The 22,476-nt window shown below is 65.9% G+C and carries 22 protein-coding genes and 2 tRNA genes; 12 read left to right on the top strand and 12 right to left on the bottom strand.

Features of this window, described 5'->3' with window-relative positions; translation table 11 throughout:
- Positions 1–2: 2 nt before the first annotated feature.
- Genes rapZ through ACYVHH_RS04730 form a run of 3 tightly spaced genes read right to left on the bottom strand, consistent with a single transcriptional unit; the run spans position 3 to position 3,414 of the window.
- A complete protein-coding gene (gene rapZ / locus ACYVHH_RS04740; RefSeq protein WP_460563936.1) occupies positions 3–902 on the bottom strand; it encodes an RNase adapter RapZ in 900 nt (299 codons plus the stop codon).
- A complete protein-coding gene (gene recN / locus ACYVHH_RS04735; RefSeq protein WP_460563935.1) occupies positions 899–2,548 on the bottom strand; it encodes a DNA repair protein RecN in 1,650 nt (549 codons plus the stop codon). Before recN ends, rapZ begins: the two co-directional genes overlap by 4 nt.
- Positions 2,545–3,414: an NAD kinase gene (locus tag ACYVHH_RS04730; RefSeq protein WP_460563934.1), complete on the bottom strand. Its 870-nt coding sequence runs from the start codon at positions 3,412–3,414 to the stop codon at positions 2,545–2,547. The genes recN and ACYVHH_RS04730 overlap by 4 nt, the downstream gene beginning before the upstream one ends.
- A 36-nt stretch (positions 3,415–3,450) precedes the next feature.
- Here ACYVHH_RS04730 and hrcA point away from each other — a divergent pair, with 36 nt between their 5' ends.
- The 3 genes from hrcA to ACYVHH_RS04715 all read left to right on the top strand — a co-directional run bounded on the left by hrcA (position 3,451) and on the right by ACYVHH_RS04715 (position 4,734).
- Positions 3,451–4,470 carry a heat-inducible transcriptional repressor HrcA gene (gene hrcA / locus ACYVHH_RS04725; RefSeq protein WP_460563933.1) on the top strand — a complete coding sequence of 340 codons (1,020 nt, stop codon included), beginning with the start codon at positions 3,451–3,453 and terminating at the stop codon, positions 4,468–4,470.
- A gap of 38 nt (positions 4,471–4,508) precedes the next feature.
- A tRNA-Ile gene (locus ACYVHH_RS04720) sits at positions 4,509–4,585 on the top strand.
- 72 nt (positions 4,586–4,657) lie between these two features.
- A tRNA-Arg gene (locus tag ACYVHH_RS04715) sits at positions 4,658–4,734 on the top strand.
- Between the two features lie 395 nt (positions 4,735–5,129).
- Here the strand turns inward: ACYVHH_RS04715 and phnE are convergent.
- From phnE to ACYVHH_RS04695, 4 genes are read right to left on the bottom strand one after another with little or no spacing between them, the layout of a single operon-like run.
- Positions 5,130–5,957: a phosphonate ABC transporter, permease protein PhnE gene (gene phnE / locus ACYVHH_RS04710; RefSeq protein WP_460563932.1), complete on the bottom strand. Its 828-nt coding sequence runs from the start codon at positions 5,955–5,957 to the stop codon at positions 5,130–5,132.
- Between the two features lie 4 nt (positions 5,958–5,961).
- Positions 5,962–6,807, bottom strand: coding sequence for a PhnE/PtxC family ABC transporter permease (locus ACYVHH_RS04705; RefSeq protein WP_460563931.1), 846 nt, complete (start codon positions 6,805–6,807; stop codon positions 5,962–5,964).
- A 17-nt stretch (positions 6,808–6,824) separates the two neighbouring features.
- Positions 6,825–7,658 carry a phosphonate ABC transporter ATP-binding protein gene (locus ACYVHH_RS04700; protein ID WP_460563930.1) on the bottom strand — a complete coding sequence of 278 codons (834 nt, stop codon included), beginning with the start codon at positions 7,656–7,658 and terminating at the stop codon, positions 6,825–6,827.
- A 15-nt stretch (positions 7,659–7,673) separates the two neighbouring features.
- Positions 7,674–8,537, bottom strand: coding sequence for a putative selenate ABC transporter substrate-binding protein (locus ACYVHH_RS04695; RefSeq protein WP_460563929.1), 864 nt, complete (start codon positions 8,535–8,537; stop codon positions 7,674–7,676).
- Between the two features lie 172 nt (positions 8,538–8,709).
- Here ACYVHH_RS04695 and egtD point away from each other — a divergent pair, with 172 nt between their 5' ends.
- A complete protein-coding gene (egtD, locus tag ACYVHH_RS04690; RefSeq protein WP_460563928.1) occupies positions 8,710–9,714 on the top strand; it encodes an L-histidine N(alpha)-methyltransferase in 1,005 nt (334 codons plus the stop codon).
- Positions 9,715–9,717: 3 nt separating this feature from the next.
- On the opposite strand, the gene senA is transcribed toward egtD, so the two are convergent.
- The gene (senA, locus tag ACYVHH_RS04685) at positions 9,718–10,956 is read right to left on the bottom strand and encodes a selenoneine synthase SenA (RefSeq protein WP_460563927.1); all 1,239 of its coding nucleotides are present in this window, start codon (positions 10,954–10,956) and stop codon (positions 9,718–9,720) included.
- Between senA and senB the strand changes: the two genes are divergently transcribed.
- The 3 genes from senB to greB all read left to right on the top strand — a co-directional run bounded on the left by senB (position 10,955) and on the right by greB (position 13,713).
- The gene (gene senB / locus ACYVHH_RS04680; RefSeq protein ID WP_460563925.1) at positions 10,955–11,989 is read left to right on the top strand and encodes a selenoneine biosynthesis selenosugar synthase SenB; all 1,035 of its coding nucleotides are present in this window, start codon (positions 10,955–10,957) and stop codon (positions 11,987–11,989) included. The two genes, senA and senB, sit on opposite strands and share 2 nt — an antisense overlap.
- Positions 11,986–13,056, top strand: coding sequence for a selenide, water dikinase SelD (gene selD / locus ACYVHH_RS04675; RefSeq protein ID WP_460563924.1), 1,071 nt, complete (start codon positions 11,986–11,988; stop codon positions 13,054–13,056). The genes senB and selD overlap by 4 nt, the downstream gene beginning before the upstream one ends.
- A gap of 96 nt (positions 13,057–13,152) precedes the next feature.
- Positions 13,153–13,713, top strand: a complete 561-nt coding sequence (greB, locus tag ACYVHH_RS04670) for a transcription elongation factor GreB (RefSeq protein WP_460563923.1) — start codon at positions 13,153–13,155, stop codon at positions 13,711–13,713.
- 21 nt (positions 13,714–13,734) lie between these two features.
- On the opposite strand, the gene ACYVHH_RS04665 is transcribed toward greB, so the two are convergent.
- The 4 genes from ACYVHH_RS04665 to ACYVHH_RS04650 form a co-directional block, all read right to left on the bottom strand.
- Positions 13,735–15,984 (bottom strand): RelA/SpoT family protein, encoded by a 2,250-nt coding sequence (locus tag ACYVHH_RS04665; protein ID WP_460563922.1) that lies wholly within the window; start codon positions 15,982–15,984, stop codon positions 13,735–13,737.
- Between the two features lie 133 nt (positions 15,985–16,117).
- Complete coding sequence (gene rpoZ / locus ACYVHH_RS04660) at positions 16,118–16,321, bottom strand: DNA-directed RNA polymerase subunit omega (RefSeq protein WP_460563921.1); 204 nt, start codon at positions 16,319–16,321, stop codon at positions 16,118–16,120.
- Between the two features lie 22 nt (positions 16,322–16,343).
- Positions 16,344–16,964, bottom strand: coding sequence for a guanylate kinase (gmk, locus tag ACYVHH_RS04655; RefSeq protein WP_460563920.1), 621 nt, complete (start codon positions 16,962–16,964; stop codon positions 16,344–16,346).
- Between the two features lie 4 nt (positions 16,965–16,968).
- Positions 16,969–17,877, bottom strand: coding sequence for a YicC/YloC family endoribonuclease (locus ACYVHH_RS04650; protein WP_460563919.1), 909 nt, complete (start codon positions 17,875–17,877; stop codon positions 16,969–16,971).
- Between the two features lie 55 nt (positions 17,878–17,932).
- Here ACYVHH_RS04650 and ACYVHH_RS04645 point away from each other — a divergent pair, with 55 nt between their 5' ends.
- From ACYVHH_RS04645 to hemW, 5 genes are read left to right on the top strand one after another with little or no spacing between them, the layout of a single operon-like run.
- On the top strand, positions 17,933–18,940 hold the full coding sequence (locus tag ACYVHH_RS04645; RefSeq protein WP_460563918.1) for a serine/threonine protein kinase: 1,008 nt from the start codon (positions 17,933–17,935) through the stop codon (positions 18,938–18,940).
- Positions 18,937–19,842, top strand: coding sequence for a PP2C family protein-serine/threonine phosphatase (locus ACYVHH_RS04640; RefSeq protein ID WP_460563917.1), 906 nt, complete (start codon positions 18,937–18,939; stop codon positions 19,840–19,842). The genes ACYVHH_RS04645 and ACYVHH_RS04640 overlap by 4 nt, the downstream gene beginning before the upstream one ends.
- Before the next feature lie 11 nt (positions 19,843–19,853).
- A complete protein-coding gene (gene rph, locus ACYVHH_RS04635; protein WP_460563916.1) occupies positions 19,854–20,609 on the top strand; it encodes a ribonuclease PH in 756 nt (251 codons plus the stop codon).
- 8 nt (positions 20,610–20,617) lie between these two features.
- Entirely contained in the window at positions 20,618–21,235 is a 618-nt protein-coding gene (gene rdgB, locus ACYVHH_RS04630; protein WP_460563915.1) for an RdgB/HAM1 family non-canonical purine NTP pyrophosphatase, read from the top strand.
- Complete coding sequence (gene hemW / locus ACYVHH_RS04625; protein ID WP_460563913.1) at positions 21,232–22,464, top strand: radical SAM family heme chaperone HemW; 1,233 nt, start codon at positions 21,232–21,234, stop codon at positions 22,462–22,464. The genes rdgB and hemW overlap by 4 nt, the downstream gene beginning before the upstream one ends.
- Positions 22,465–22,476: the final 12 nt, after the last annotated feature.

The raw sequence follows: 22,476 nt of genomic DNA, 5'->3' as shown, positions 1-22,476 counted from the left end.
GGTCAATGACCGGCGGCGTGCCTGAGCGCGTCGAGTTCGCGGTGGCGGCGCTGGACGGTCCAGGCCTTGCCGAAGACGCTGGCCAGCTGCTCCACCAGGTAGACCGAGCGGTGCTGCCCGCCGGTGCAACCCACCGCCACGGTCACGTAGCTGCGGTGGTCCTGCACCATGCGCGGCAGCCAGTGCTCCAGAAATGCCGTGATTTGGTCCTGCATGGCCTGCACTTCCGGCTCCGCGCGCAGGTAGGCTGCCACCGGGGCGTCCTGCCCGGTCAGCGGCTTGAGCTCGGGCTCGTAATGTGGATTGGGCAGCATGCGCACGTCGAACACGTAGTCGGCGTCCATGGGTATGCCGCGCTTGAAAGCAAAGGACTCGAACACCAGCGTGAGCGTGGCTGGCGCCCGGTGCAGCAGGGCCTTGACCTCGCTGCGCAGGTGCGATGCCTTGAGCTGGCTGGTGTCCAGCACCTGCGCCAGCTCGCGCAGTTCACCCAGCATCTCGCGTTCCAGTTCAATCGCATCCACCAGCGCGCGCCGCTGGTCGGCCGTGTCCTTGAGGGAGAGCGGGTGCATGCGCCGTGTCTCGGAAAAGCGCCGGACCAGGGTGTCGGTGGTGGTGTCCAGGAACAGCACGGTCAATGCCTGGCCCTGTTCACGGATGCGCTGCAAACGCTCCGGCAAGCCGGGCAGGGACTTGGCACTGCGCACGTCGATGGCGACGGCCACGCGCTCGGCGCGGTGCTCCTGCTCGACGGCGATGAAAGCTTCGAGCAGTTCTGGCGGCAGGTTGTCCACGCAGTAGAACCCAGCGTCTTCCAGCGCGTGCAGGGCCACCGACTTGCCGGAACCCGACATGCCGGTGATCACCACCAGCTGCATGTTCGAGGCAGGCAAGGTGTTCATGTCTGCAGCATCTCGCGTGCGTGGGCGAGTGAGGTGTCGGACAGCCGGTCACCCCCGAGCATGCGTGCCAGTTCGCGCACGCGGCCGTCGGTGTCGATGATGCGCACTTCGCTGGCAGTGCCTTGCGCATCCTGCTGTTTGGAGACGAGCAGGTGGTGGTCAGCGCAGGCGGCGACCTGCGGCAGGTGCGTTACGGCCAGCACCTGGCGGTCGCGGCCGAGCTGGCGCATCAATTGCCCCACGGTCTGGGCCACGGCGCCGCCAATGCCGCTGTCCACCTCGTCGAAGATAAGGGTGGGGGCCTGCCCCAGCTGGCTGGTGGTGACGGAGATAGCCAGCGCGATGCGCGAGAGTTCGCCGCCCGAGGCCACCTTGCCCACCGGGCGGGGTGTGGTGCCAGGGTGGCCTGCAACCAGGAATTCCACGTTTTCCAGGCCATGGGCCTGCGGCTCGTCCAGCGGCAGCAGCCGCACTTCAAAGCGGCCGCCTGCCATGCCCAGGCCCTGCATGGCTTCGGTGATGGCCTTGGACAGGCGCTGCGCGGCGGTCGAACGGTTCTTGCTGACCTGCTTGGCCGAACGCACCAGCGCCTGGTGGGCGGCACGTTCGCTTTGCTGAAGCGCATCAAGATCGGCGCTGCGCTCCAGTTCCGCCAGGGACTGCTTCCACTCGGCCAGACGCAGCGGCAGCTCTTCAGGCGCACAGCGGTAACGCCGTGCCAGAGACAGCCATTGCCCCAGCCGCTGGTCCAGGGCCTCCAGGGCGGTGGGGTCCACTTCTGTGTGGTTGGCGTGGTGTTGCAGGTCGTGGCAGGCGTCTTCCAGTTGCGCCAGCGCACCTTGCAGCACCTCGGCCAGTTCGCCGTAGCGCGGCTCGATGTGCTGCTGTTCCTGCAGCGCCTGGATGGCGCGGTTCACCAGACCAGTGGCGCCCGGTTCACCCTCGTCGAGTGCGTGCAGGGCGCTCTGGGCGGCATCGATCAGGCCTTGCGCATGGGCCAGGCGGCCGTGCTGCAGGTTGAGTTCATCCCACTCACCGGGTTGCGGCGCCAGCTTGTCCAGTTCGCCGATCTGCCATTGCAGGCGTTCGCGCTCCTGCTGCAGTGTGGCCTGGCGGGCGCGGGCTTCGTCTAGCACGCGCAGGCTGTCGCGCCAGGTGTTCCAGAGGTTGCGCAGTTCGGTCGTGGTGATTTGCGCGTAATCGTCCAGCAGCTGGCGCACCGCGTCGGGCCGCGTCAGGCTTTGCCACGCGTGCTGACCGTGGATGTCCACCAATTCGTCGGCCAGCGCCTTGAGCTGCCCGGCCGTGGCCGTGCTGCCATTGATCCACGCGCGGCTGCGGCCCTGGGTGTCTATGCTGCGGCGCAGGAGCAGCGGCTCGCCTTCTTCGGCGGCAAAGCCGTTATCGTCCAGCCAGCGGCGCACAGGGGCGCTGGCCAGGAATTCGGCGCTGATCTCGCAGCGCTGCGCCCCTTCGCGCACCACGCCAGCGTCACCACGTGCGCCCAGCACCAGTTGCAAGGCGTCAATCAAGATGGATTTGCCCGCACCGGTTTCACCCGTAAGCACGGTGAAGCCGTTTTCCAGGTCCAGATCCAGGCTGCGCACGATCACGAAATCGCGCAGCACCATGCGCTGCAGGCTCACGTCACCACCCCCTCGTTCCAGTGCAGTTTCTTGCGCAAGGTGTCGAAATAACTCCAGCCCACGGGGTGCAGCAGGCGCAGCTCGTGGGCAGACCGCCGCACGGTGATGCGGTCGCGGTGCAACAGGCTGGTGAAGGTCTGCATGTCGAAGTGCGCGCTGGCGTCGCGTCCGGCCACCACTTCCACGGCAATTTCGCCGGTGGACGGCAGCACGATCGGGCGGTTGGACAGCGTATGCGGTGCGATGGGCACCATCACCCAACCATCGATGGCGGGGTGCAGCAGCGGGCCGCCAGCCGACAGCGCGTAGGCCGTGGAGCCGGTGGAAGATGCAATGATGAGACCGTCGGCGCGCTGGTTGGCCACGAAGTGCCCGTCAACCTCCACGCGCAACTCCACCATGCTCGGGGCGCCGCCCCGGTTGACCACCACGTCGTTCATGGCAATGGTTTCGAACACGCAGTGGCCGTCGCGCCAGACCCCTGCCTGCATCAGTGCGCGCTGGTCTTCCTCGTACTCGCCGCGCAGCATGGGTGCCAGCAGCGTTTCGAAAGTATTGAAGGGGATGTCGGTGATGAAGCCCAGGCGACCCTGGTTGATGCCCACCAGCGGCACGTTGTAGCGGGCCAGCTGGCGGCCTATGCCCAGCATGGTGCCGTCGCCGCCCATCACCAGCGCCAGATCGCACTGCGCGCCGATGCCTTCCACGTCCAGCACGTGGTATTGGGTCAGCCCGGTGTTGAGGGCCGTGTCGTGTTCGATGACGACGTCGCAGCCCTGGTCGTGCAGGAAGTGGGCAATGCGTTCCAGGGCATCCTTGGAGCCCACGGCGTTGTATTTGCCCACTATGGCGACATGTTTGAACATGGTTAAATTACAGCACAAGCTTTTTACAATGACCTGATGTTAGACGACCGCGCCAAGCTGCTGCTCAAGACGTTGGTGGAGCGCTACATTGCCGACGGGCAACCGGTCGGCTCCCGCACGCTTTCCAAGGCGGCCGGGCTGGAGTTGTCGCCCGCCACCATACGCAACGTGATGAGTGACCTGGAGGACCTGGGCCTCATTGCCAGTCCGCACACGTCGGCCGGGCGCGTGCCCACGGCGCGTGGCTATCGCCTGTTCGTGGACACCATGCTCACCGTGCGGCGCGAGGAGATTTCAACGCTGGAACACCTGCCCGCGCCCAGCCTCGCCGCCGACCAGCCGCGCCAGGTCATCAGCCAGGCCGCGCAGATGCTTTCCAGTCTCTCGCAGTTCGTGGGGGTGGTGATGGCGCCCCGGCGGCCTACGGTGTTCCGCCACATCGAATTCCTGAGCCTGTCAGACCGTCGGGTGCTGGTCATCCTGGTGTCGCCCGAGGGCGACGTGCAGAACCGCGTGATCCACACCGAGGCTGCCTTCACGCAGTCGCAGCTTCAGGAGGCCGCCAACTTCCTCAATGCGCACTACTCGGGGCTGACCATCGAGCAGGTGCGCGAACGGCTGCGCACCGAGGTCGAGGCCCTGCGCAGCGAGATCGCCAGCCTCATGGTCAAGGCGGTCGATGTGAGCTCGCAGGCCATCGAGACGCAGGACGAGGTGGTGGTGGCCGGGGAGCGCAACCTGCTTTCTGTCAGCGAGTTCTCGCACGACATGGGCAACCTGCGCAAGATGTTCGACCTGTTCGAACACAAGACGCAGCTCATGCGGCTGCTGGAAGTCTCCAACCAGGCCGAGGGCGTGCGCATCTTCATCGGCGGTGAGAGCCAGGTGGTGCCCTACGAGGAACTGTCGGTGGTGAGCGCGCCGTACGAAGTGGACGGCAAGGTGGTGGGCACGCTGGGTGTGATCGGCCCGCAGCGCATGCCTTACGACCGCATGATCCAGATCGTGGACATCACGTCCAAGCTGGTGAGCAACGCACTGAGCCAGCAGCGCTGAAACAGCACCTGCGGCGGCTACAATCTCGGGCTTGGTCAGGGCCGTTAGCTCAGTTGGTCAGAGCAGAGGACTCATAATCCTTTGGTCGTTGGTTCAAGTCCAACACGGCCTACCAAAAAATCTTGTTCGAAAGAACGAGGGGGTTGAAAGAAGGCCGAAAACGGTGTTATACTTTCAGCTTCAGCAAGCGGCTGTAGCTCAGTTGGATAGAGTACTTGGCTACGAACCAAGGGGTCGTGGGTTCGAATCCTGCCAGCCGCGCCAAATCTGTAAGCCTCGCAATCGGAAACGGTTGCGAGGCTTTTCAGTTTCTGGCGTTGTGTTTTCCCGCATTCTCAATGGCAATGCACGCTTCCAGCCTTGTTGTCCATGTGGCAACACTGGCCAGGTGGTGAACTCTTGCGGCAACCGCCGCCATGTTCCAGTAGGCCAGAGAGATTGCCCGGGAGTGGTGTGTAAACGATTGAACCCGCATTGGCTATCGAAGATGCGAGTGCGACGGTCGCGACAGCAAGCAGCCACTTCATCATCAGCCTCCCTGTGGGTGCACAAGAGTTGCAATTTGGCATAGATCACATCTCTTGTAAACACATGGATTGCCTGACGGATGCCATTCCTCGGGCAGCAACGGCATCTCGCGCCGAATGGCTGTGCCGTGGTCAGCGTGCCAGTGCCCGGCGTGCCGCGTAGCTGATGCCGTCCACCAGGCCCACCATAAGCAGCATGGCTGCCAGCACCGTGGCGGTCTTGCCCATGTGGAAAAGCCCCATGTGAAAGGCCAGCAACTGGCCCAGGCCGCCTGCCCCCACCACGCCAAGCACGGCGGCGGCGCGGATGTTGTTCTCCCAGCGGTAGAGGGTGTAGCTCAGCACCTGCGGCAGTACCTGCGGCAGTGTGGCGTACAGGAACACGCGAACGGTGCCGACGCCCTGCGTGCGCAAAGCGGCGGCAGGCCCCGGCGGGGCGTTTTCAAGCGCCTCGGCAAAGAGGCGGCCCAGCACGCCGCTGGTATGCAGCGCCAAGGCCAGTGTCCCTGCCAGCGGCCCCAGGCCCGCAGAGATCAGCAGCAGGGCGGCCCACACCAGTTCTGGCACCGAACGCAGGGCGTTGAGCAGCCAGCGTGTGGGTGCCCGGCCCCAGGCCCGGTCGGCCTCGTGCAGGCGGCTGGCGGGCAGGGCCAGCAGCAGTCCCCCTGCCACCGCGAGCAAGGTGCCCAGCACGGACATTGCCAGTGTCTCCCAGGCCCCCAGTGCCACCTTGCGCAAAAACGCGGGCGAGGTGTCGGGTGGAAAAAACTCCCCCAAGAACCGGCCCATGCTGGCCAATGCGTCGGCAGAGAGAAACTGCGCCCACTGCAGATCGAGTGACCAGAAGCTGGCTACCACCAGCAGTAAAAGCCCCGCCATGAACCAGCAGGCCTTGCACCGAGCATCGAACAGCGGCGGCGGCAGCTTGTAGGGCGGGTTGGCGGCGCGGGGTTTGTTCATCGGATCAACCCAGGGTGCGGCGCAGCCAGGCGCTGGCCCGGTCGGCCAGGGCCACCAGTGCCACGAAGACCAGCAGCATGGTGGCCACTTCACCACCGGCAAACATCTTCATGGAGTTGTCGAGCTGCTGGCCCAGCCCGCCCGCGCCAACGAAGCCCAGCACCACTGAAGAACGAATCGCGCATTCCCAGCGGTACACGGTGTAAGAGGTGAGTTCTGCCGCATTGGTGGGCAGCAACCCATAGAAAAACGCTTGCAACCGGCCGCTGCCATTGCGCAGCAAGGTTTCTGTGGCGTGGGTTTCGCCGCTTTCCAGGATGTCGGCATACACCTTGCCCAGCATGCCCCCGTAGGTCAGGGCGATGGCGAACACGCCCGCCGTGGGGCCCAGGCCCACAACACGCACGAACACCAGCGCCCACACCAGTTCGGGTACGCTGCGCAGGACGATCAGCGTCCACCGCACACAGCGGCGGCCCCAGGCGGGCAGCAAGGCCATGCGCCCGGACAGGGCGGAGATGGACAGGACACGCACCGACAGCAAGGCCATGGGGGCCGCGATGAGCAGACCCAGCGTGATGCCCGCTGTGGCAATGGCGACCGTGCGCCAGGTTTCCCGCACCACGAGGGCAAGGAACTCACCGTCCAGCCGCAGGGGCCAGAAGCTGCCCAGGAACTGCGCGCTGGCCTTGAGGCTTTCGGCTTCCAGCAGTATCCACGGCCGGAACTCCGAAGCCACCGCCAGCGGCCACAGCAGCACCAGTGCGGCGCTCATCCAGAACACGCGGCCAGCCCAGGCAGGGTCTCGGCTCGGGGCGGCCCTGGCGGAGTTTTGGGCGATCGCTGTCATGGCCTCGACCCGTTCTCTCAGCGGCAGGTCATCACCACCGGGGCGGCAGGCAGCGGAGCTGCCGCATCCTGGGCGCCCACGCCGTCGCTCAGCTCGTCTTCGTGCTGGTAATAGAGCCTGTCGATGTGCTGCTGCGTGACCTGGGCCGCAGGCAGGTCGAACGCGATCGCGCCTTCGCGCAAACCCACCACGCGAGGGAAATGGGCAAGCGCTGCGTCTACCTGGTGCAGCGTGGACACCAGCGTGATGCCGCGCTCGCGCGCCACGTCGGTCAGGGTGAGCAGGGCCTGGCGGGCTCGCACCGGGTCGAGGGCCGACAAGGGTTCGTCCACCAGCCACAGGCTGGCAGGCGACAGCAGTGCTCGCGCCAGCCCCACGCGCTGGCGTTCCCCACCCGAAAGGCGGTCCACGCGGTCGAAGAGTTTGTCAGCCAGGTCGAAGCGGTCGAGCGCGTCGAATGCGGCCGGTATGTCAGAGGGGTAGAACAGCGATCGCACGCTGGACAACAGGCCCATGGCAGGCAGGCGCCCGGCCAGCACCGATGTGACCACGCGCTGGCGTGGCGGCAGCGGAGGCACCTGCGGTGCAAGGAACAGGCGGCCACGCAGCTTCTGCAACTCAGGCCTGGGCAGGCGCCAGGGGCTTTGGCCGCCCAGCCGCAACTCGCCGCCCGACAAGGGCAGGGCACAGGCCAGCACCTGCAGCAGCGTGGTCTTGCCCGCGCCGGACGGGCCGATCACCGCAACCTGTTCACCCGCCTGCACCGTCAGGCTCAGGGACTGCAGGATGGCCGCCGTGCCTGGTCGTGCTGCCGGGTGACGGGCACTGGCGCCCGCAAGTTCGATGTTCAAGCGCGCAGCCTCGCGTCAGAGCAGCTCGGCGCTGCGGGCAGCGGCCTCGATGCCCTTGTAGTTCTCGGCCTTGGTGGGCACGAAGCGCGTGGCGCGTTGCAGGTCCAGGATTTCCTTGCCCTCGGGGGTGTTGCGGTTGAGCGAGAGCAGGGCATCGGCCAGTTTCTGCCGGAGCGCGGCGGGCATGTCAGCGTGGACCGACCAGTTGTAGTCGAAGTAGGGGGGCGTGGTGTAGAAGGCGCGGACCTTGGTGGTGTCTACCTTCTTTTCGGTGACGAACTTGTCCCACACCGAGATGTTGAGTGCACCTGCCTGCACCTTGCCCGAGGCCACGGCCGCGATGGTGGCGTCGTGCGCGCCGCTGTAGGCCACGCGCCGGAAGTCCTTTTCCGGGTTGATGCCTGCCTGCAGCAGGAAGCTGCGCGGCATCAGGTGGCCCGACGTGCTGCTCTGCGAACCGAAGCTCACGTCCTTGCCCTTGAGGTCGGCCAGGGTCTGGATGGCCGGGTCGGCGGTGATGAAGACGGATTTGAACTTCTCATCTTCCTCGCGCTGCACCAGGGGCACGACCTTGCCACCCGAACGCACGTTGGCCTGCACGAAGGTGAAGCCGCCGAACCAAGCCAGGTCCACCTTGCGGTTGACCAGTGCTTCCACCGAAGCAGCGTAGTCGGTCACCGGCGTGTACTCCACCTTCACGCCCAGCTTGGTTTCCAGGTACTTCATCAGCGGCGCGGCCTTGCGCGCCAGCTCGGTGGGGGATTCATCAGGGATGGCGGTGACCCGCAGCACCTGCTGTGCAGAGGCCAGGGTGGAAACGGCGAGCAACGCGATTGCGGTGGCCGCGCGCAGCGCGCGCGTCGGAAGAAAACGGGACATGGTGGCTCCGGTCAAGAGGGAGGACAAAAAACCCCGGTGCCGGGTGACCATGCGCCCCGTGATGAAGGACGGGGCGGGCACGCATTGAACAGCGGGGCAAGGCTCTCAATTTTAGGCCGCGTGCCAAGGCCGAGTTGGCGCGACAAGGTATAAGAGCGGAAACTGCAGGGAAATGACCATGGGTTCCATCTCGTTGTTCGACTTCCACCAGCACCACCACGGCGATGCCGCGCAGGTGCGTGCCGAATTGGAGGAGGGCCTGCGGAGCGTGCCTGCGCAGATGGCCCCCAAGTATTTCTACGATGAATTGGGGTCGCGCCTGTTCGATGCGATCACGGCCTTGCCGGAGTACTACCTCACCCGGGTCGAAGCATCCATCTTTGAGTCGCATGGGCGTGGCATGGCGGCATGCATTCCGGCTGGCGCGGTGATGATCGACCTGGGGGCGGGCTGCTGTGCCAAGGCGGCCAGGCTGTTTCCTGTGCTGCGGCCTGCAGCTTACGTGGCCGTGGACATTTCGGTGGACTACTTGCGCAACAGCCTGGAAGGCCTGCGCCAGCAGCACCCAGGCCTGCCCATGTTCGGCCTGGGGCTGGATTTTTCTGCTCGGCTGGAACTGCCAGCCGAGGTGCTGAATTGGCTGGACGGCCTGGGGCTTGCCGGGCGGCCGCGCGTGGTGTTCTACCCAGGGTCGAGCATCGGCAACTTCGAGCCCGATGATGCTGCCGGCCTGATGGCGCAGGCCCACGCGCTTTGTCTGCAGGGCGGTGAAGGCAGTGGTTTGCTGATCGGCGTGGACCGTGTGAAACCTCGCGACGTGCTGGAGCCCGCTTACGACGACGCCCTGGGTGTGACCGCAGCCTTCAACCGCAATCTGCTGCTGCATGTCAACCGTCTTCTGGGCACCGACTTTGCGCCAGCGCGTTGGCAGCACGTGGCCTTCTTCAACGAAGAACGCTCCTGCATAGAGATGCATCTGGCTTCCAGCGTCGATCAGACCGTGCACTGGCCGGGCGGGCGGCGCCATTTCAAGGCTGGCGAGCGCATGCATACCGAAGACTCGTTCAAGTGGCGTAGCGATGCGTTCACTGCCTTGCTGCGCGACGCAGGCTTTGCGGGCACCAACTGTTGGAGCGACGCGCGCGACTGGTTCAGCGTGTTCTGGGCGCGGGCTTGACGTTCAGGCGGCCATGCTGCGAAAGCCTGCGTAGATGTCGTTGCGTGTCGCCACAAAATAGTTGCGGTACCTGGGATGCCGCATGCGTGCCGCGGTGGCTGCACTGGCGCCGCGCAGCACCGGCCGTCCGTCGAACCAGGGGGCTGAATAATCGGCGTAGGGGTGGGGCTCGAAGCCCGGGTAGGGCGTGAAGGCGCTGCTGGTCCATTCCCACACCTGACCCCAGGTGAAGCCGGGCAGGGTGCAGGCAGCGGCCTCCCATTCGGCTTCGGTGGGCAGGCGCCGACCGGCCCAGCGGCACCAGGCCTGGGCCTCGTGGGCGCTCAGGTGGCACGCGGCCACGGCTTCACCCAGCGCTTCCCAGCGGCCAAACCGAAACGCCTCCCAGCTGCCCGGGGCGTTGGCGGCACGCCGCAGGTGGCGCGGCGCGCTGATCTGCTCCGCCTGCCTCCAGGCCCAGCCCTCAGGGCTCCACAGCCTGGGGTTGTCATAAGCGCCATCCTCGATGAAGGGCAGATACTGTCCCCACGTCACCGCGTGGGCGTCGATATCGCCCCCGTCAAGCGTCACCGGGTGTGCGCAGCGCTCGTTGTCGAACACGAAGCCAGGGCCATCGTGCCCCAGCATCCAGGTCTGCGGGGCCAGCGCCAACTGGCGAGGCGGCCCGGGCAGAGCCGGAATGGCCGGGCGGTCGGCGCCGCCCGGGTCGATGCCCAGCGTCTGTGCCATGTAAAGGGCCGCTTCGCCATGCATGTCTTCGTGGAACAGGGCCAGCCGGAAAAAATAAAGACCCTGGTCGTCGGGGGGCGCGTCTTCCAGCCACGCCAGCGTGTCTTGCAGACTGGCCACGAGATGGTCTCTGGTGGCGTCCACATCCGGCAGCCGCAGGTGCCAGCGCGTATCGTGGGCCACGGTGCTGGAGTTGTAGAGGGCATCGGCGTCCCAGCCATCCCTGGCCTGGCGCGCCGCTGCGCGGGGCTGCCCCGTGCCCAGCAAGGTGCCCAGGAAGCGTCCTGGGTTGCGCGCGATCCACCAGTCGGCAAACCAGCCGATGTGCCCTGCCTCCCAGAGCGGCGGGTTGAGTTCGATGCTGTGGGGCACGGCCAGCGATGGCCCCAGGGCACGCTCACACGCCGCCAGCAGCCGCAGGGTGCGCTCGCGGGCGTCGGTGAGGGCTTCGCGCAGCCAGGCCTTGCCCGCATGGCGCGCATGGGGTCCGGCTTGCGAGACAATCTGAACCATGGGTGCCTCCACCGATAAAGCTTCCGTCTGCATTGTCACGCCTGCGCTGGCCGACGCCAACAATGGCAACTGGCAAACGGCGCAGCGCTGGGCCGGATTGCTTGAAGGCGATTATCGGGTGAGCCTGCGCAAGGAGTGGGTTGGAAGCGCCAGCGGCGACGCGGACATCCTGGTGGCTTTGCATGCCCGCCGTTCCGCAGCGTCGGTCAGCGCCTGGGCGGCGGCCCATCCCAGGCGCCCCCTGGTGGTGGTGCTGACGGGAACGGACCTGTACCGGGATATCTACCGTGACGAAGCCGCACAGCGTTCGCTGGCGCTGGCACAACGGCTGGTGGTGTTGCAGGGCGACGGGCTGCAGGCCTTGCCAGAACCCTACCGGCCCAAGACACGTGTGATCTACCAGTCCGTCGCCAAGCGCAAGCCGCTGCACAAGACAGACCGGCACCTGCGTGCCGTGATGGTGGGCCACCTGCGCGAAGAGAAGATGCCCGAGACCCTGTGGGCCGCCGCGCGCCTGCTGCGGCCGGACGAGGGCATCCTCATCGACCACATAGGGGGTGCGCTCGACCCGGCCCTGGGGGATGCCGCGCGGCAGACCATGGTGGCGTGTCCGCACTACCGCTGGCTCGGCGCGCTGCCGCACATGGCTACGCGTTCGCGCATACAGCGCGCCCATGTGCTGGTGCATGCCAGCCGCATGGAGGGCGGTGCACACGTCATCATGGAGGCCGTGTGCGGTGCGACGCCGGTGCTCGCGTCCCGGATTTCGGGCAACGTGGGCATGCTGGGGTCAGGCTACGGTGGTTACTTCGAGGCAGGTGACGCCCAGATGCTGGCCAGCATGCTCCGGGCCTGCCGCGATGGCCTTGGCCATGCGGACGGCATGCTTGCGCGCCTGCAATCACAATGCGAATTGCGCGCCCCGCTGTTTGAACCGCAAACCGAACGGGATGCGTTGCTGACGCTGCTGCGGGAATGCCGCCAGCCTTCGGCCCCGGCTCCTGTCCATCTACCAACGGATCGTTTCATATGACTTCATGGACCTCGCCTCCCGGCGAACCTCGCCTGACCAGCCTCTCCCATGGAGGCGGCTGCGGCTGCAAGATCGCACCTGGCGTGCTCAGCGAAATCCTCAAGGGCACCAGCGCCATGCCCGTGCCGCCGGAATTGCTGGTGGGCATCGAGACGGCGGACGACGCCGCCGTATACCGCCTCAACGACGAGCAGGCGCTGATTGCGACCACCGATTTCTTCATGCCCATCGTCGATGACCCGTTCGACTTTGGGCGCATTGCTGCCACCAATGCCATCAGCGACGTGTATGCCATGGGTGGCACCCCCATCATGGCGCTGGCGCTCGTGGGCATGCCGGTGAACGTGCTGTCCACCGCCACCATCGGCCGCATCCTGGAGGGCGGGCAGAGTGTCTGCCGTGCGGCAGGCATACCGATTGCCGGTGGACACACCATCGATTCGGTCGAGCCGATCTACGGGCTGGTCGCTTTGGGGTTGGTGCATCCGTCGCGCGTCAAGCGCAATGCCGATGCTCGCGTGGGCGACCGTCTGGTGCTGGGCAAGCCGCTGGGCGTGGGGGTGCTGTCCGCCGCGTTGAAGAAAAACGCGCTGGATGCCGAAGGCTACGCCCGCATGATTGGCCACACCACGCGGCTCAACACGCCAGGGCCGGTGCTGGCCGCGATGGACGGGGTGCATGCGCTGACCGACGTGACCGGTTTCGGCCTGGCGGGCCATGCGCTGGAAATGGCGCGGGGCAGTGGGGCAACGGTGCGCATCGACATGGCACGTGTTCCGCTGGTGCCAGGTGTGCGTGAACTGGCCGCCGCAGGCATGGTTACCGGAGCCTCCGGGCGCAACTGGGCGGCCTACGGCGGCGAGGCGGTGCTGGGGCAGGGCGTGGGCCCGGTGGAGCAGGCGCTGCTGACCGATCCGCAAACCAGCGGCGGGCTGCTGGTGGCCTGCGCGCCGGAAGCGGTGCCGCAAGTGCTGGCCGCCTTTGCCGCGCATGGCTTTGCCGAAGCGGCAGAGATTGGCGGCATTGAACCCGCCGGTGCTGGCGGCCCCCGCCTGGAGGTTGTTTGAGAGTGTTTCTGAAGATGAAGCTTCCCCCACGGTCACTTTGTTCGCTGCCCCCCGAGGGGGCTTCAGCCTCCTTGAGGCGGCTCGGCGGAGGCTGAGATGAGCAAGGCGTTTACCCGAGAGACTGACAACGACAGCGATGAAGACGATCTGCCGGCAGGGCCGAAGATTCCTGCGGGTGCCAAGAACTACATGACGCGCGCAGGCCATGACCGCCTGCGCGCCGAGTTGCTCAACCTGCTGGACGTGGAGCGCCCGAAGGTGGTGGAGGTGGTCCACTGGGCTGCGAGCAACGGCGACCGTTCCGAGAACGGTGATTACCTGTATGGCAAAAAGCGTCTGCGCGAGATTGACCGGCGCATCCGCTTCCTGACCAAGCGGCTGGACATTGCCGAGGTGGTGGACCCGTCTGTCCACCACGGCAGGGACCAGGTTTTCTTCGGCGCCACCGTTACCTATGCGCGCGAAGATGGCAGCGAGACCACCGTCACCATCATGGGCATTGACGAGGCCGACAGCGCGCAGGGCCAGGTCAGCTGGGTGTCCCCCGTGGCGCAGGCGCTGCTGAAGGCCCGCGTAGGCGAAGAGGTTCGGCTGCGCACCCCTGCTGGCTGGGAAACACTGGAGGTGGTGGACGTCGTCTACCCCGAGCCGGCCTGAACGCTGCCGGCGGCCAGTGGCTCAGGGCTTGGCCGGGCGTACCCGCTGGGCGCGGATGACCGAAGGCGTGCGCTTGAGGGTTCTCAGGGCCTGTGCCAGGTGCACGCGGTCGCGCACCGCCACCGTAAAGCGCAGGTCGGCGGTGGCCTGGGCTGCCTCGTCGCCCATGTGCACGTGGGTGATGTCGGCTTCCGAGGCAGCCAGCGCTGCGGCCACCTTGGCCAGCACGCCCTTGCCGTTGTTGACGGTCACCAGTACGGTGGACTCGAACAGCCGCACCGGCTCCTCGGCCCATTCCACTTCCAGGAAACGCTCGCTGTCGCGGTGCAGCAGCTTCTTGCCCACCGGGCAGTCGTCGGTGTGCACGACCAGGCCCTCGCCGCGTCCCAGGTAGCCCACGATGCGGTCGCCCGGGATCGGGCGGCAGCAGGTGGCGTACTGCACGGAAACCCCCTCGCTGCCGTCCAGTGTGACGACACCCTGACTGGGTTGGTCTTCCCGCGCGGTGGCGTAGCGTTCCTGGCTGATCAGCAGCACATCGGGTTTTTCGCCGGTTTCGGCCAGCAGGGCAGCCAGCTTCTTGCCGATCATGCCCGCGATGCGCTTGCCCAGGCCGATGTCGGTGAGCAGTTCTTCGCGCGACCGGTTGCCCGCGAAGCGCAGCAGCTTGTCCCACACCGCCTGGTGGGTTTCGTCGTCGGTGGGCAGGGCGGGAATGCCTTCGGCCCGCAAGGCCTGCCGCAGCAGGCGTTCACCCAGCTCGCGCGACTCTTCCTGCGCCAGCGTCTTGAGGTGGTGGCGGATCTTGGAGCGTGCCCGGCCCGTGCGCACAAAGCCCAGCCAGCTCGGGTTGGGCTTGGCGTGCGGCGAGGTGATGATCTCAACCACGTCGCCATTGTTGAGTTCGGTGCGCAGGGCGGCCTGTTCGCCGTTGACCTTCGCGCCAATGGCCCGGTGGCCCACGTCGCTGTGGATGGCGTAAGCAAAGTCCACTACCGTGGCGCCGCGCGGCATCGCCATGATCTTGCTCTTGGGCGTGAACACGTACACCGCGTCGGGGAAAAGGTCGATCTTGACGTGGTCCCAGAACTCTGCCGCGTCGTGCGTTTCCTGCTGGATGTCGAGCAAGGATTGCAGCCACTGGGCGTTGAGGTCCTGTGAGGCCGGGCTGTCGGGGTCGCTGGCCTTGTAGAGCCAGTGGGCCGCCACGCCCGATTCGGCCACCACGTCCATGGTCGCAGTGCGCAGCTGGAACTCGATGTTGGTACCGAAGGGGCCCACCAGCGTGGTGTGCAGCGACTGGTAGCCGTTCATCTTGGGAATGGCAATGTAGTCGCGGAACTTGCCCGGCAGCGGTTTGTACAACTGGTGCAACACGCCCAGGGCCGTGTAGCAGTCCAGCAGCTCGGGCAGCACGATGCGAAAGCCGTAGATGTCGGTCACCTGCGCGAACGACAGGTGCTTGAGCGACATCTTGCGGTAGATGGAGTAGAGCGTCTTCTCGCGCCCCACGATGCGCACTTCCACGCCCTGCTTCTGGAAAGCGGCCTCCACCTCGCCCTGCACGCGGGATATGAGGTCCTTGCGGCGGTTGCGCGACTTGTTGAGGGCCTTGTCGAGCGACTGGTAACGCCAGGGGTGCAGGTAGCGGAAGGCCAGGTCCTGCAGCTCGCGGTAGTTGTTGTTCAGGCCCAGGCGGTAGGCGATGGGGGCGTAGATCTCCAGCGTCTCACGCGAGATGCGACCCCACTTGGCGCGCGGCATGTCGCCCATGGTACGCATGTTGTGCGTGCGGTCGGCCAGCTTGATGAGGATCACCCGCACGTCACGCGCCATGGCCAGCAGCATCTTGCGGAAGGACTCGGCCTGGTTCTGCTCTCGGGTGTCGAATTCGAGCTTGTCGAGCTTGGTGAGGCCATCCACCAGCTCGGCCACGGGCGCGCCGAAGCGTTCGATCAGATCGATCTTGCTGACGCCGCAGTCTTCCATCACGTCGTGCATCAGCGCGGCAGACAGGGCCTGCGCGTCGAGCTTCCACTCGGTGCACATGCGTGCCACCGCGATGGGGTGGGTGATGTAGGGGTCGCCGTTGCGGCGCATCTGGCCCAGGTGGGCCTGGTCGGCGAAGCGGTAGGCCTGGCGAACCTGCTCGATTTCGGCCGCACTGAGGTAGTCCAGCCTGGCCTCCAGGGCGGCAAAGCTGGCCGCAGCGGCGCTGGCTGCTGCCTGCGCCGGACTCAGGGCCGGGACCGAAATGGCGTCGTCGTTCATGCCTTTACTTTAGCCTGACTTGTCGCCCGCCGTGCGAGCAAGGGTGACAAAGCCGCCCTGATTCTAGTTATGGGAACCATCGAAAAAACAAAAGCACCGCTTGCGGTGCTTTTCGGGTGGAACCCTGCAGGGCTCAGATGGGGACCTTCTTGAGCATCTCCAGGCCGACCTTGCCTTCGGCGATTTCGCGCAGGGCGGTCACGCCGGGCTTGTTCTTGGTCTCGATCTTGGGGGTGTGGCCCTGGCTCAGCATGCGGGCGCGGTAGGTGGCAGCCAACACGAGCTGGAAGCGGTTGGGGATCTTTTCCAGACAGTCTTCAACGGTAATGCGTGCCATGGCGGTGCTTTCGGTTCGGGGATCAAAGGATGTTGAGGGCGCGGAAGGTGTCGGCGCGGGCGCGGCGCTGTGCGGCCACCTTCAGGCGCTGGGCGTGTGCAATGGCTTTCAGGTCGAAAAGCGCACGCTCGAACATCTCATTGATTATAACGAAATCGAATTCCCCGACGTGTGCCACCTCCTCGGCGGCATTGCGCAGGCGCAGCTCGATGGTCTCTTCGGAGTCCTCGGCACGGCGCATCAGGCGCGAACGCAGCTCCGGCCAGCTGGGCGGCAGGATGAAGATGAGCACGGCGTTGGCAAATTGCTGCTTGATCTGGATGGCGCCCTGGTAGTCGATCTCCAGCACGATGTCGGCGCCGGCGGCGATCTTGTCCTCGATCGCCTTGCGCGACGTGCCGTAGCGGTTGCTGTGCACGTTGGCCCATTCCACAAAGGCGTTGTTGGCCACCATGCGGTCGAATTCTTCGTTGCTCACGAAGTAGTACTCGCGGCCGTGCATTTCCTGGCCGCGGGGCGCGCGGGTGGTGTGCGACACCGACAGTTCCATGCGGGAATCGACTTCGAGCAAGGCCTTGACCAGGCTGGACTTGCCCGTGCCGCTGGGTGCGGCTACGACGTAGAGGTTTCCGGGGTAGTCCATGGTGTTACTCAAGGTTCTGCACTTGCTCGCGCATCTGTTCTATCAAGACTTTCATGTCCACCGACACCCGGGTGAGTTCCAGGCTGGAGGATTTGCTGCCCAGGGTGTTGGCCTCGCGGTGCAGTTCCTGGATGAAAAAATCCAGGCGCTTGCCCACTTCGCCGCCTTTGTGGATGAGCCGCTCAATCTCGTCCAGGTGGGCTTGCAGCCGGGTGAGTTCCTCGGCCACGTCAATGCGGATGGCGAAAGCCGTGGCCTCGGTCAGGGCGCGTTCCTGGGCCGCGCTGGCTGCGGCGTCGGTCTGGGCTGCACCCAGGGCCTCGTTCCAGCGTTCCAGGAAGCGCTGGCGTTGCAACTCCACCAGCTGGGGCACCATTGGCTGTGCCTGGCTGGCCAGCGTGCGCAGTTGGGCCACCCGGTCCAGCAGCATGGCGGACAGCTTGGCGCCTTCGCGTTCGCGCGACGCGGCAAACTCTTCCACGGTGTGCCGTGCCAGCGCGAGCAGGTCGTCGGCCAGGCTGCTGCCAGCGGGCGTGGCACGCCCAAGGGCTTGCATCACTTCGGCCACCGACAGCTCGCGTGCTTGTGGCAGCCAATCGCGGATCTGGTCCTGCACGGCGGCAATTTTCTGGAGTTCCGGTACCCCCGGCGCGCGCAGCGCGTTGTCGGCCCGGCCTTCGATCCAGGCGCGCACCTCCACCTTGCCGCGCTTGATGCGCGCGCCAATGAGTTCGCGCAGGGCGGGTTCAACCGGGCGCAACTCGTCGGACAGGCGGAAGGTCAAGTCCAGGAAGCGGCTGTTGACCGACCGGATTTCCATGCCCAGGGCGGGCGCGGCGGGTGTCACGGCGGCCTCGCCCTGCGGGGGCTGGCTCTGCGCCGTGGCATAGCCGGTCATGCTGTAAACTGGCATTCAAACGTCTCGCAGTCTGTTTGCAACATTGTCTGGGGTTGCAAATTCTTCGATTATGTCAAAGACCAAGCCAGCCCCGCTGCCGCCCGACACATTGATCGGCGGCTACCGCATCATCCGCAAGCTCGCCGCAGGGGGTTTCGGGCTGGTGTATCTGGCGCTGGACAGCGATGGGCAGAAGGTTGCGCTCAAAGAGTATCTGCCATCGGCCCTGGCCACTCGCGAAGTGGGGGAGTTGCTGCCCGTCGTTCCCCCGGAAAAACTCTCGCTGTACCGGCTGGGCCTGAAGAGCTTCTTCGAAGAAGGCCGGGCGCTGGCGCAAATCTCGCACCCTTCGGTGGTGAGCGTGCTCAACTTCTTCCGCGAGAACGAGACCGTCTACATGGTGATGAACTACCTGGAGGGTGCTTCCCTGCAGGACTACATCATCGTGGCGCGTGAACTCAAGCGCAAGAAAGTGTTCCGCGAGTCCACCATCCGTTCCCTGTTCGACGAAGTCCTGCGGGGGCTGCGTATCGTGCACCAGCACAAGATGCTGCATCTGGACATCAAGCCCGCCAACATCTTCATCACGGACGACGACAAGGCCGTGCTGATCGATTTTGGTGCGGCGCGTGAGGTGCTCAACACCGAGGGTAACTTCGTGCGGCCCATGTACACGCCGGGTTTTGCGGCGCCAGAGATGTACAAGCGCAACTCGGCCATGGGCCCGTGGACCGATATCTACGCCGTGGGTGCCTGCATGTACGCCTGCATGCAGGGCTACCCGCCGCACGACGCTCCCCAGCGCGTGGAAAAGGACCGGCTGCCCACAGCCATGGCCCGGCTGCGCGGCCTGTATTCCGACAGCCTCATCGAGGTGGTTCAGTGGTGCATGGCAACCGATCCGCTGGCCCGTCCGCAGTCGGTGTTCGCTTTGCAGAAGGAACTCAACCGCGAGGAGGAGCGCCAGTACACCGAACCCAGCCTGGCCGACAAGCTGCGCATGCGGCTGGGCGGCATCATTGGCAGGGGCGACGATTCGGGCATGGCGCGCCCGCGCTCCAGCTTCCACGACACATGAAGTTCTCTGTCTACCAGATCAGCCGCAAGGGCGGTCGCGAGATCAACGAGGACCGCCTGGGCTACACCTACACCCGCGCTGCGGTGCTGCTGGTCCTGGCCGACGGCATGGGCGGGCATCCGCAGGGCGAAAAAGCGGCCGAGATTGCGGTCCAGGTCTTCACTCAGCGTTTCGTGGCGCAGGCCCAGCCCCGGCTCGACGATGTCCAGGCTTTCCTGGAAAAGGCGCTCTACGCGGCCAACCAGGCCATCATCGACTACGCGGAAGAACATGCCCTGCAGGACAACCCGCGCACCACGCTGGTCGCTGCCGTCCTGCAGGATGGCTGCCTGCACGCGATCCACTCGGGCGATTCGCGCCTGTACTGGACGCGTGGCGGGCACGTGCTCAAGCGCACGCGCGACCACTCCTACCAGGAGAACGCCGACCTGTTCAAACACGCGCCGCCCAATGTGAACCGCAGCGTGCTGTTCACCTGCCTGGGTTCACCAACCCGGCCGATCTTCGACGTCCTGGGGCCCGAAGTCCTGCGGGAGGGTGACCGCCTGTTGCTGTGCTCCGACGGCCTGTGGGCTGTCATGTCCGACGAGGACGTGGGTGCGGGCTTGCATGGCCTGGCGTTGCGCGACGCGGTGACCTCGCTGGCCGAGCACGCGCTGCACAAGGGCGGCAAGCGCGGCGACAATGTGTCTATCCTGGCGCTGGAGTGGGAGATGACGGATGATTTCGAGCCCACCCAGGTGATCCGGACCGAAGCATTGGGCGAGGAACCCTTTGCTTCGTCGTTCCACAACGTTGCCCCTGGCGATCTGGTGGACGACTTCGACGACGAGGCGATCGAACGCTCGATTGCCGAGATCAACGAGGCGATCCGCCGCACGGCGGCTCGCAAACCACGCTGACTGACCCCTTCATGACCGCTGAAAACACCACTGCCCAGTCCCGCCCGGACGGGCGCTTGCCTGATGCCCTGCGCCCCGTGCGCATCACCCGCAACTACACCATGCACGCCGAAGGTTCGGTGCTGGTGGAGTTCGGCCACACCAAGGTGTTGTGCACCGCGTCCGTCGAGGAAAAGGTGCCGCCGCACAAGAAGGGCAGCGGCGAGGGCTGGGTCACAGCCGAGTACGGCATGCTGCCGCGCGCCACCCACACCCGCAGCAGCCGCGAGGCTGCCAAGGGCAAGCAGAGTGGCCGCACCCAGGAGATTCAGCGCCTTATTGGCCGTTCCCTGCGTGCCGTGTTCGACCTGTCCGTGCTGGGCGAGCGCACCATCACGCTGGACTGCGACGTGTTGCAGGCCGATGGCGGCACGCGCACGGCGGCCATCACGGGGGCCTTCGTGGCAGCGCAAGATGCTGTGCACCAGTTGCTGGCCGAAGGCAAGATTGAGCGCACACCGGTGCAGCATCCGGTGGCTGCCATCTCGGTGGGCATCGTGGGCGGCGTGCCGGTGCTGGACCTGAACTATGTGGAAGACTCCGCCTGCGACACCGACATGAACGTGGTCATGACCGGTGCCGGGCACTACGTCGAAGTGCAGGGCACAGCTGAAGGTGCGGCCTTCACCCGTGAAGAGATGAACCAGCTGCTGCTGCTGGCCGAGAAAGGCATCAACGAACTGATCGCCCTGCAGCGCGCCGCGCTGGCGGGCGCCGACGTGGAGTGAGGTGGCGGATGGTCGGTCACAAGCTGGTGCTCGCATCCAACAACGCTGGCAAGCTGGCGGAGTTGCAAGCCATGTTCGCCCCGCTGGGCGTGGAGTTGGTGCGCCAGGGCGACCTGGGCATTCCCGAGGCGCCCGAGCCGCACCGCACCTTCATTGAGAATGCCTTGGCCAAGGCACGCCATGCCAGCGCGCAAAGCGGCCTGCCCGCGCTGGCAGACGATGCCGGGCTGTGCGTCGATGCCTTTGGCGGCCAGCCTGGGGTGGACACCGCCTACTACGCCACCCGCTTTGGTTACGAAAAGAGCGATGCCAACAACGTGCGCGCGTTGCTGGAGCAGCTGCGCGGCCAGCCCAACCGCCGTGCCGCCATGGTGAGCACGCTGGTGGCCGTGCGTTCGGCTGACGACCCCGAACCCCTGGTGGCCACCGGTCGCGTGGCGGGCGTCATTGCCGAGGCACCCGTGGGCAGCAACGGCTTCGGGTTCGACCCGGTGATGTGGATACCCGAATTCGGCCAGACCTTCGCCCAGCTCCCGGTGGAAGTGAAGAACGCCAACAGCCACCGGGGCCGCGCCGCCCGCGCCATGCTGGAACTGATGCGCGAGCGTTGGTTCTCACGGGCATGACCCAGACCACCGTTTTGCGCTGGCAGCGGCCAGGTGCCCTGCAGCTGCCTGCGCTGCCGCCCCTGTCGCTTTACATCCACCTGCCCTGGTGCCTGAAGAAATGCCCCTATTGCGACTTCAACTCCCATGAGTGGGGTGCTGCGGCGGGGCAGGGGGGCGCCATGCCCGAGCAGCGCTACCTGGACGCGCTGCGTGCCGACCTCGAAGCCAGCCTGCCGCTCATCTGGGGCCGGACGGTGCACAGTGTGTTCATCGGTGGCGGCACTCCCAGCCTGTTCTCGCCAGACGCCATCGACCGTCTGTTGTCTGACGTGCGTTCGCTGCTGCGGTTGGAGGCCGATGCCGAGATCACGCTGGAAGCCAACCCGGGCACCTTCGAGAAGGACCGCTTCCGGGGATACCGGCAGGCGGGCGTGACCCGCCTGAGCATTGGCGTGCAGAGCTTTGACGACCGCTTCCTGAAGGTGATCGGCCGGGTGCACGACGCCCAGCAGGCGCGCGCTGCCGTGGAAGAGGCTGCGCAGACGTTCGATACCTTCAACATCGACCTGATGTACGCCCTGCCCGGGCAGACGCTGGCCGATCTGGACCGCGACCTCGACCTTGCACTGGGCTACGCGCCGCCGCATCTGTCGGTCTACCACCTGACGCTGGAGCCCAACACCTATTTCGCCAAGCACCCGCCCCAGGTGCCTGACGACGATACCGCCTACGAGATGCTGGACCGCATCACCGAACGCACGGCCGGGGCGGGCCTGCACCGCTATGAGGTGTCGGCCTACGCGCGCGACGGCCACCGCTGCTGGCACAACCTGAACTATTGGCAGTTTGGCGACTACCTGGGAATAGGCGCGGGGGCGCACGGCAAGCTGAGTTTTGCGCACCGCATCGTGCGGCAGGTGCGCTGGCGTGAACCCAAGCTTTACATGGACAATGCTCTGGCCGGTCAGCCCGTGGCGAGCGAGACCGAGGTGGCCAGCGCAGACCTGCCGTTTGAATACATGCTCAACGCGCTGCGGCTGCGCCATGGTTTTCGTCTGGTCGATTTCAGCGAGCGCACGGGCTTGCCCGTCACTACCATCACCGCGGCATTGGAGCGGGCACAGCAGCGCGGCTGGATTGAGCGCGACCTGCAAATCGTGCGCCCGACCGAAAAAGGGTTCGACTTTCTGAGCGATCTGCAGGAATTGTTCCTGCCGGACGAAGGGGGACTGTCCCCCGCAGCTTGAGCGGAGGTGCGT

Source organism: Hydrogenophaga aquatica (assembly GCF_054780915.1).
This window is presented reverse-complemented; position numbering and strand designations above follow the sequence as displayed.

What these genes read in the sequence shown, in the direction of transcription:
- rapZ (WP_460563936.1), bottom strand. Translation starts at nt 902, where the DNA reads ATGAACACCTTGCCTGCCTCGAACATGCAGCTGGTGGTGATCACCGGC.
- ACYVHH_RS04730 (WP_460563934.1), bottom strand. Translation starts at nt 3,414, where the DNA reads ATGTTCAAACATGTCGCCATAGTGGGCAAATACAACGCCGTGGGCTCC.
- hrcA (WP_460563933.1), top strand. Translation starts at nt 3,451, where the DNA reads ATGTTAGACGACCGCGCCAAGCTGCTGCTCAAGACGTTGGTGGAGCGC.
- phnE (WP_460563932.1), bottom strand. Translation starts at nt 5,957, where the DNA reads ATGAACAAACCCCGCGCCGCCAACCCGCCCTACAAGCTGCCGCCGCCG.
- ACYVHH_RS04705 (WP_460563931.1), bottom strand. Translation starts at nt 6,807, where the DNA reads ATGACAGCGATCGCCCAAAACTCCGCCAGGGCCGCCCCGAGCCGAGAC.
- ACYVHH_RS04695 (WP_460563929.1), bottom strand. Translation starts at nt 8,537, where the DNA reads ATGTCCCGTTTTCTTCCGACGCGCGCGCTGCGCGCGGCCACCGCAATC.
- egtD (WP_460563928.1), top strand. Translation starts at nt 8,710, where the DNA reads ATGACCATGGGTTCCATCTCGTTGTTCGACTTCCACCAGCACCACCAC.
- senB (WP_460563925.1), top strand. Translation starts at nt 10,955, where the DNA reads ATGGGTGCCTCCACCGATAAAGCTTCCGTCTGCATTGTCACGCCTGCG.
- senA (WP_460563927.1), bottom strand. Translation starts at nt 10,956, where the DNA reads ATGGTTCAGATTGTCTCGCAAGCCGGACCCCATGCGCGCCATGCGGGC.
- selD (WP_460563924.1), top strand. Translation starts at nt 11,986, where the DNA reads ATGACTTCATGGACCTCGCCTCCCGGCGAACCTCGCCTGACCAGCCTC.
- greB (WP_460563923.1), top strand. Translation starts at nt 13,153, where the DNA reads ATGAGCAAGGCGTTTACCCGAGAGACTGACAACGACAGCGATGAAGAC.
- ACYVHH_RS04665 (WP_460563922.1), bottom strand. Translation starts at nt 15,984, where the DNA reads ATGAACGACGACGCCATTTCGGTCCCGGCCCTGAGTCCGGCGCAGGCA.
- rpoZ (WP_460563921.1), bottom strand. Translation starts at nt 16,321, where the DNA reads ATGGCACGCATTACCGTTGAAGACTGTCTGGAAAAGATCCCCAACCGC.
- gmk (WP_460563920.1), bottom strand. Translation starts at nt 16,964, where the DNA reads ATGGACTACCCCGGAAACCTCTACGTCGTAGCCGCACCCAGCGGCACG.
- ACYVHH_RS04650 (WP_460563919.1), bottom strand. Translation starts at nt 17,877, where the DNA reads ATGCCAGTTTACAGCATGACCGGCTATGCCACGGCGCAGAGCCAGCCC.
- ACYVHH_RS04645 (WP_460563918.1), top strand. Translation starts at nt 17,933, where the DNA reads ATGTCAAAGACCAAGCCAGCCCCGCTGCCGCCCGACACATTGATCGGC.
- ACYVHH_RS04640 (WP_460563917.1), top strand. Translation starts at nt 18,937, where the DNA reads ATGAAGTTCTCTGTCTACCAGATCAGCCGCAAGGGCGGTCGCGAGATC.
- rph (WP_460563916.1), top strand. Translation starts at nt 19,854, where the DNA reads ATGACCGCTGAAAACACCACTGCCCAGTCCCGCCCGGACGGGCGCTTG.
- rdgB (WP_460563915.1), top strand. Translation starts at nt 20,618, where the DNA reads ATGGTCGGTCACAAGCTGGTGCTCGCATCCAACAACGCTGGCAAGCTG.
- hemW (WP_460563913.1), top strand. Translation starts at nt 21,232, where the DNA reads ATGACCCAGACCACCGTTTTGCGCTGGCAGCGGCCAGGTGCCCTGCAG.